Origin of the sequence: Pseudomonas sp. 18.1.10 (assembly GCF_024655625.1) — a bacterium.
GTDB lineage: Bacteria > Pseudomonadota > Gammaproteobacteria > Pseudomonadales > Pseudomonadaceae > Aquipseudomonas.
The window spans coordinates 1-7,784 of the sequence record NZ_JANLGL010000237.1; the positions used below are offsets into that span (position 1 = coordinate 1).

The 7,784-nt window shown below is 62.8% G+C and carries 8 protein-coding genes; 2 read left to right on the top strand and 6 right to left on the bottom strand.

Annotated elements, in window-relative coordinates:
- Positions 1 to 76 precede the first annotated feature (76 nt).
- The 3 genes from NUV89_RS25555 to NUV89_RS25565 form a co-directional block, all read right to left on the bottom strand.
- Entirely contained in the window at positions 77 to 661 is a 585-nt protein-coding gene (locus NUV89_RS25555) for an NTP transferase domain-containing protein (RefSeq protein WP_257783502.1), read from the bottom strand.
- A complete protein-coding gene (locus NUV89_RS25560) occupies positions 658 to 1,611 on the bottom strand; it encodes an XdhC family protein (RefSeq protein WP_257783503.1) in 954 nt (317 codons plus the stop codon). The genes NUV89_RS25555 and NUV89_RS25560 overlap by 4 nt, the downstream gene beginning before the upstream one ends.
- A 136-nt stretch (positions 1,612 to 1,747) precedes the next feature.
- Positions 1,748 to 3,079, bottom strand: a complete 1,332-nt coding sequence (locus tag NUV89_RS25565; RefSeq protein WP_017738180.1) for a dicarboxylate/amino acid:cation symporter — start codon at positions 3,077 to 3,079, stop codon at positions 1,748 to 1,750.
- Between the two features lie 339 nt (positions 3,080 to 3,418).
- Between NUV89_RS25565 and NUV89_RS25570 the strand changes: the two genes are divergently transcribed.
- Complete coding sequence (locus NUV89_RS25570; protein WP_257783504.1) at positions 3,419 to 4,417, top strand: AraC family transcriptional regulator; 999 nt, start codon at positions 3,419 to 3,421, stop codon at positions 4,415 to 4,417.
- Between the two features lie 120 nt (positions 4,418 to 4,537).
- Here the strand turns inward: NUV89_RS25570 and NUV89_RS25575 are convergent, their stop codons facing one another.
- The 3 genes from NUV89_RS25575 to NUV89_RS25585 are packed head-to-tail and all read right to left on the bottom strand — an operon-like array spanning position 4,538 to position 6,885.
- Positions 4,538 to 5,884, bottom strand: coding sequence for an ATP-binding protein (locus NUV89_RS25575; protein WP_257783505.1), 1,347 nt, complete (start codon positions 5,882 to 5,884; stop codon positions 4,538 to 4,540).
- Entirely contained in the window at positions 5,881 to 6,558 is a 678-nt protein-coding gene (locus NUV89_RS25580; RefSeq protein WP_207046425.1) for a response regulator transcription factor, read from the bottom strand. The genes NUV89_RS25575 and NUV89_RS25580 overlap by 4 nt, the downstream gene beginning before the upstream one ends.
- An 18-nt stretch (positions 6,559 to 6,576) precedes the next feature.
- On the bottom strand, positions 6,577 to 6,885 hold the full coding sequence (locus NUV89_RS25585) for a hypothetical protein (RefSeq protein WP_257783506.1): 309 nt from the start codon (positions 6,883 to 6,885) through the stop codon (positions 6,577 to 6,579).
- Between the two features lie 111 nt (positions 6,886 to 6,996).
- Between NUV89_RS25585 and NUV89_RS25590 the strand changes: the two genes are divergently transcribed.
- Positions 6,997 to 7,713, top strand: coding sequence for a 4'-phosphopantetheinyl transferase (locus NUV89_RS25590; RefSeq protein WP_257783507.1), 717 nt, complete (start codon positions 6,997 to 6,999; stop codon positions 7,711 to 7,713).
- Positions 7,714 to 7,784 lie beyond the last annotated feature (71 nt).

Consider the following 7,784-nt stretch of genomic DNA (forward strand, 5'->3'; position numbering starts at 1 on the left):
GGGTCAGCTTGCTCATCTGTCACTGATACACCGCTATCGCAGGCAAGCCAGCTCCCACATAAGACTGTCTCCACACTTAAATTGGTTTGAAGGTCAACGATTGCGGCACGTCCACGTCCCACAGCACTCCGGGATCATCCACTACAACCTCATGCACCGCCGCCAGCGCAAACAGTGACTTGGCTCCACGATCACCCATCAAGGCCATCAACCCTGCCCCAAGCCCCCGGCCAAACGCCACAGGATGCCCGTACCGCCCCGCCTGCACCGGCACGCAGATGCCATCGGCCTTCACGCCATCAATCACCCGCTCAATACTCGACGACCGAATGAACGGCATATCCCCCAGCAGCACCAGCCAACCATCCGCCGAGCCACTGGCCGCAACCGCCGCCGCCAGGCTGTCACCCATGCCTGCGGATTCCAGCAGGAGCACCTCGCAACCATAGGCCTCGGCCAGCCGAATGACTTCATGCCGCTCCGGCAAGGTCACCACCCAGCGCCGCACAATGCGCTCCGGCAGACTCAGCAGCACCTGCTCGATCACCGGCCGCGTCACACCGTCCAGGCCCACACAATCCGCCAGCAACTTATCCTGACCCGCCTCAGCCCGGAACCGGCTCCCCTGCCCCGCCGCCAGCACAATTGCCGTGACCGTCACGCCGCCACACCATTCTTGATCGCCACGATTTGCGCCAGCAACGACAGGGCAATCTCAGCCGGCGTATGGCTGCCGATATACACCCCAATCGACCCATGCAAACGCGCAATCGCCTGCGCCGACAACCCCAGCGCCGCCAGGTCTTCCCGCCGCTTCTGGCTGTTGACCCGCGACCCGAGGGCGCCGATATAAAACGCGTCGGAGTCGAGCGCCGTGAGCAACGCCATATCGTCCAGGCGCGGATCATGGGTCAGGCAGACGATGGCCGTGCGCGCATCGGTCTGGATAGTCAGCACCGCTTCGTCGGGCATCCCTGGCACAAAGCGGCCATGCTGTTCTTCCCAACCGTGGACGAACTCGCTGCGCGGGTCGCAGATCAACACCTCGAAATCCAGCAGCCGCGCCATTTGCGCCACATAGCGCGACAGCTGACCGGCGCCGATCAGCAGCAGGCGCCAGCGCGGGCCGTAGATGGCGCGCAGGCGTTCGCCGTCGAACGTCAGCGCATCGGCCTTGCTGGCGGCGCCCAGCGTCACCTCGCCGGTGGCCAGGTTCAGCTCACGCGCGACCATCTGATGATCCTCGCAACGTGCCAGCAGCTCTGCCACCCACGCCCATTCAATCACCCGCTCCTCGGTCAGGCGCAGGGTGCCGCCGCACGGCAGGCCAAAGCGCGCCGCCTCATCGCGGGTGACACCGTAGGTCACCAATTGCACGGGCGGCCCATCATCGGCCAGTCGGCCGTCGTACAGCCGGGCGATCAAGTCATCCTCGATGCAACCACCGGACACCGAGCCGATCACCACCCCGTCGCCGCGCAAGGCCAGCATCGCCCCCGGTGGGCGCGGTGCGCTGCCCCAGGTCTGCACCACGCTGTACAACACCACGCGCTGCCCGGCACGGCGCCATTCGAGCACGCTGCGCAAGACATTCAGATCCACGCTGTCCATCAGACCTCCAGCAGGCGTTACAACAAAAAACCGATTCACTCACTGTAAAACAAAAAAACCGCCAGAAACGCAAACGCCCCGAACAGGTCGGGGCGTTTGTGCGTAGCGGTGGGCGTCAGTTCACGCCATCAGCGCCTTACTTGACAGTCGGTGCAGGGCCTTCGGCCACGCCCAGGTCGTCCAGTTCGCGGGTTTCCGAGATACCGGTACCGCCTGACGCCAGCTCGCTTTGCAGCTTGTCGGTGTCCAGTTCCTTGACCCACTTGGCCACAACGATGGTGGCAACGGCGTTACCCACCAGGTTGGTCAGTGCGCGGGCTTCGGACATGAAGCGGTCGATACCCAGGATCAGCGCCAAACCGGCAACCGGCAGGTGACCTACGGCCGACAGGGTGGCAGCCAGTACGATGAAGCCCGAACCGGTCACGCCAGCAGCGCCTTTGGAGGACAGCAGCAGCACCAGCAGCAAGGTGATCTGGTGGGTGATGTCCATGTGGGTGTCAGTCGCCTGGGCGATGAACACGGCAGCCATGGTCAGGTAGATCGAGGTACCGTCGAGGTTGAAGGAGTAGCCCGTTGGAATCACCAGGCCTACTACGGATTTCTTCGCGCCCAGACGCTCCATCTTAATCAGCATGCGTGGCAATGCGGATTCGGAGGAGGAAGTACCCAGTACGATCAACAGCTCTTCACGGATGTAGCGGATCAGCTTGATTACGCTGAAACCGTGAGCGCGGCAGATACCGCCCAGCACCACCAGCACGAACAGGATGCAGGTGATGTAGAAGCAGATCATCAGCTGGCCCAACTGCACCAGCGAACCAACGCCGTAGGCACCGATGGTGAACGCCATGGCGCCCAGGGCACCGATTGGCGCGAGCTTCATAATCATGTTGATGATGTTGAACATCACGTGGGCGAAGCGATCGATGAAGTCCAGTACCGGCTTGCCGTAGGCACCCAGGCGGTGCAGGGCGAAACCGAAGATCACCGAGAACATCAGTACTTGCAGGATGTCGCCGTTGGCGAAGGCGCCGACGATGGTGTTCGGGATAACGTTGAGGATAAAGCCGACGATGCTCTGGTCTTTACCGGCGGTCACGTAGGCCGCGACTTTGGAAGCATCCAGGGTGGCTACGTCGATGTGCATGCCGGCGCCCGGTTGCACAACGTTCACCACGATCAGGCCGATCAGCAGCGCTACGGTGGAAACGATTTCGAAGTACAGCAGCGCGTAGCCGCCGGTCTTGCCCACCGATTTCATGCTTTGCATGCCAGCGATGCCGCTGACAACGGTGCAGAAGATGATCGGGGCGATGACCATTTTGATCAGTTTGATAAACCCGTCACCCAGCGGCTTGAGGGCCACGCCGGTGTCCGGGTAGAAGTGACCGAGCAAAATGCCGATTACGATGGCAACGATCACCTGGAAATACAGGGATTTGTAGATTGGCTGACGAGTCGTCATTGCAAAATTCCTCAATCGTCCCGTGTGGCAAAGATCCGCCATTGCCCACGACACTTCAATTGCGAACCCTCCTGCACTGGAGGGATTTGTTGTTTGCGAAGCCTGTAGGTCCAGGCCTGCGCTGTAATCCTTATCGCAAACGTCGTGCCACTTCTCTGAAAACGCCTGAAGGCCTTTAGACATCAGGGCTGCGGGTTTTCAGGCGCCCTCCAGGGTGCCGAATCAGGTGGCGGATTTCCGCCCGCTCATCCAATCCCGTCCTACAATTTGGCGGATATCCGCCTTGTCGCCCTACCCGCCGGTGGCTAACATCCGCCACTCCATGGACGAGGCCTTCGCATGCGTGAACGTACCATCGCCAGTCACTACGCCCGGGCCGCACTCGGCGGTGCGCGCCGGGCGGGTTACGACTATTCGGGGCTGTTGCAGCAGGTGGGGATCACCCCGGAACTGCTGAGCGAACCGCGCGCGCGCATTGCCCCGGAGCAATTCACCCAGCTGCTGCAAATGCTCTGGCTGGGGCTGGATGACGAATACCTGGGCTTTGCCGAAGGCCCGAGCAAGCGCGGCACCTTCGCGATGATGTGCCATGCGCTGATCCACTGCCGCACGCTGGAGAAGGCGCTGGAACGCGGCTTATTGTTTTATAGCCTATTCCCGCAGGGCCCGCGCTGGCAGCTGACGCGCGAAGGCGACATGGCCCGCTTGAGCCTGGACGACTCACACCTGTGGGACCCGGATCATTTCCTCAGCGAATGCCTGCTGGTGATCTGGCATCGCCTCGGCAGCTGGCTGATCGGCCAGCGCATCCGCCTGCACCAGGCCACGTTCAGCTATCCGATGCCGGCCCATGCCAGCGAATACGACCTGCTGTTTCCCTGCGCCCAGGAATTCGGCGCACCGCACAGCAGCCTGGTGTTTCCCGCGCGCTACCTGAGCCTGCCGCTGTTGCAGGATGAACGCACGCTCAAGCACTTCCTGGAGCGCTCACCGGCCGACCTGCTGTCGCGGCCGGACGAAGGCGACAGCTTGAGTAGCCAACTGCGCCGCTTGCTCAGCCGCGACCGCACGCCCTGGCCGGATCTGGAAGCGGTTGCCCAGCACCTGCACATCAGCCCCCAGACCCTGCGCCGGCACTTGCGCGAAGAAGGCACCAGCTTTCAGGCGCTCAAGGATGAGTTGCGGCGGGACATCGCCATCTATCACTTGGGCCGGGCGAATTTGTCGTTGCAGGAGATTGCCGAGCAGTTGGGGTTTTCCGAGCCGTCGGCGTTTCACCGGGCGTTCAAGAAGTGGACGGGGGTGACGCCAGGGGCGTATCGGGCGCAGGAGAGTTAGAGGGGTGTTGGCTGGGCGGGCCTCTTCGCGGGCAAGCCCGCTCCCACATTTTTGATGTGTGAATGCATTCAAGTGTGGGAGCTGGCTTGCCTGCGATGAGGCCAGCACAGGCAATAAAGATCAAACCGCCGGAAAATGAATCTTGAACGCCGCCCCACCCAACGGCGAATCCCCCAAGGTCAGTCGCGCGCCGTAGCTTTCTATGATGTCCTTGACCACCGCCAACCCGATCCCCTGCCCCGGATGCTGACGGTCCAACCGCTCGCCCCGTTGCAGAATCCGCGCCCGCTGGTCCGGCGGTACGCCCGGCCCATCATCCTCGATGCATAACTCACTGCCTTCGAGGCTTTCCACCAGGCGGATGCGCACTTCGCGCAAACACAGGCGATAGGCGTTTTCCAGCAGGTTGCCGAGCATTTCCAGCAAGGCGCCCTTCTCGATGGGCACATAACACTCGTCCGGCAAGTCAAAGGCCACCGTGACACCCTTGTCGCGGTAGACCTTGTCCAACGTGTCGCAGAGGCTTTGCAGCACCGGTTCCAGGCGCACCTGATGGCGCACCAGGCCGCTTTTGCGCAGGCTGGCGCGCTGCAATTGATAGCTGATCTGCTGGCTCATGCGCTCGATCTGCGATTGCAGCACCCAGGCCTGATCGCGGTCTTCGGGGCGCTGGGCCATGTCTTCGCTGACGCCCTGCAACACGGCGAGCGGGGTTTTCAGGCTGTGGGCCAGGTCATCCAGGGAATCGCGATAACGCGCCCGTTGCTCGCGCTCGCTGGCGAGCAAGCGGTTGAGGGAGCCAGTGAGGCGCAGCAATTCACGCGGGTGTTCTTCGGAGAGGCTCTCGCGGGTGCCGCCTTCGATCTGGTCCAGCTCCTGGCTCAAGCGCCGCAAGGCTTGCAGGCCCCAGGTCAGGCCCAGCCACAGCAACGTCAGCAGCACCAGCAAGGCCGCGCCGAACCCCAGGTAGAGGTTTTCCCGCAGGCCTTCGAGGGTCAGCTGGTACTCACGCACCGGCTGCAGGGCGACGATACTGAACGCCGCGCTCTTGCCGCCGAGCAGCTTGACCTCCACGTCATAGACAAAGAATTCCTGGCCATTGGCCTCGCGAATCCGCGCAAACTCATTGCCGCGCCCGTCGTAGCGCGGCTTGTAGTTGATGTTTTCTTCCTTGGTCGCCCGCGAGCGCCACACCAAGTGGCCTTCGCGGTCGTAGATATAACCGAGCAGGCGGCTGTCAGTGAGGTTGAAACGTTCGTCGGGCAACTGCGCCGGCATCAGCAGGCGGTTGTTTTCCACGCGGGCGGCCGAGATTAGCGTAGTGACGTCCGACGCCAGGCGCTGCTCGATGGAATCCTGCAACGCCAGGCTGAACGCGCCTTGCATGGCCGGCAGCAGGCCGAGCATAAACAGCACGGCCAGGGTGGCGGCCGCCAGCATCAGGCGCACGCGTAGCGAGCGAATCAACGGCAGCGCTCATTGAACAGGTAGCCCAGGCCGCGCACGGTGTCGATCGGCTTGAACCCCGCCGGGCCCTCCAGTTTGCGGCGCAGGCGCCCGACCAACACTTCAATGACGTTTGGATCACGCTCGTCGTCATCGGGATAGAGCTGCTCCATCAGGCGGTCCTTGGCGACCACCTGCTGGTGATGACGCATGAGGTATTCGAGGATGCGGTATTCGTAGGCCGTCAGCGCCAGCGGTTGCTCGTCGAGGGACGCCTGCTTGCGGTTGAGGTCGAGCATCAACGGCCCGGCCACGATGGTGGACTGGGTAAACCCGCTGGAGCGGCGCAGCAAGGCGTTCATGCGCGCTTCCAGCTCTTCGAACTGGAACGGCTTGACCACGTAGTCGTCGGCGCCGGCGGCGAGGCCTTCGACCTTGTCCTGCCAGTTGCCGCGCGCGGTGAGGATCAGGATCGGAAAGGTCTTGGCCTGGGTGCGCAACTGGCGGATCAGGTCCAGGCCGCCCATGCCGGGCAGGCCCAGGTCGATGATCGCCAGGTCGTGGTTGAATTGGCCGGTCTGGTACAGCGCCTCTTCGGCATTGGCCACGGCTTCAACCACGTGTCCGCTGTCGGTCAGGCGGGTCAACAGGTGATGACGCAGCAGCGCCTCATCTTCCACCACCAGCAATTTCATAAGGCTCTCCAAAGCAAATCAACTGTCCGACAGAGGGATATCATAGCGGCCCTGCAGGTCTTGCGGGCGCAGTTTAGTGCCATTGTAGTGGCCAACCAGGTGTGCGTAGCCGGTGCGATAGGCCGGCTGTGGGGCGTTAAAGCCCAGGGACTGGCCCCACGGCGTGGGCTGGCTACCGGCGTTTTCGACGCTGACACGCTGGATCAGCGTGCTGGATTTCTTGGTCTTCTCGCTGCCAAATGCCGGAAAGAAGCCATCGACGGCCTGGGCCCCGGAGGTGGCACTGAGCATGGTTAACGCCAACATCAGCTTTTTCATCGCAGTCACGGTGCTTACCTCTACGCGTTTGGCTGTTGAAGCCAGACTACGCAGGCGCCCCTGAACTCCCCCTGAACAGCGGGCTATCCTCTGGCCTATCAACTCGGCAAAATAGCGCCCATGACTCGCCTACCCGCTTGCTGCACCCCACTCGACGCCCACTGGCCGCTGCCCGAACCCTTGCCCGGCACGGTGCTGCTCAGCACCCGTTTCGACCCGGCCTTGCTGGCCGATGGCGACTTCCAACGCAGCGCCGTGCCGCCACCGCCGAGCATCCAGCGCTCAGTGGCCAAGCGCCAGGCCGAATTCCTGGCCGGTCGCCTGTGCGCGCGGGCGGCGTTGCAACAACTGGATCAGCTCGACTGCATCCCCGCCATCGGGGATGACCGCGCACCGGTGTGGCCTGGGCATATCAGCGGCTCCATCACCCACAGCACCGGGCATGCGGCGGCGATTGTCGGGCACAAGGCGCAATGGCGCGGGCTGGGCATGGACCTGGAGAATGTGATGCCGCTGGACCGCGCGGAGCGCCTGGCGGGGGAAATACTCACGGCCGCCGAGCTCACGCGCATGGCCGAGGTGCCGCGTGAACAGCACGCGTTGCTGGTGACGCTGACGTTTTCGGCCAAGGAGAGTTTGTTCAAGGCGCTCTACCCGATTGTGCAGAAGCGCTTTTATTTTGAGCATGCCGAGGTGGTGGAGTGGCATGAGTCGGGGGCTGTGCGCTTGCGCTTGCTGACGGATCTGTCCCGTGAATGGGGTTATGGCACGGAGCTGATGGGGCAGTTTGTGGTGGCGGATGGGCAGTTGTTGAGCCTGGTGGCGGTCGGCACCTGATCTACCGCATTCGCGAGCAAGCCCGCTCCCACATTCGACCGTGTTCCAACTGTGGAATGCGGTCAAATGTG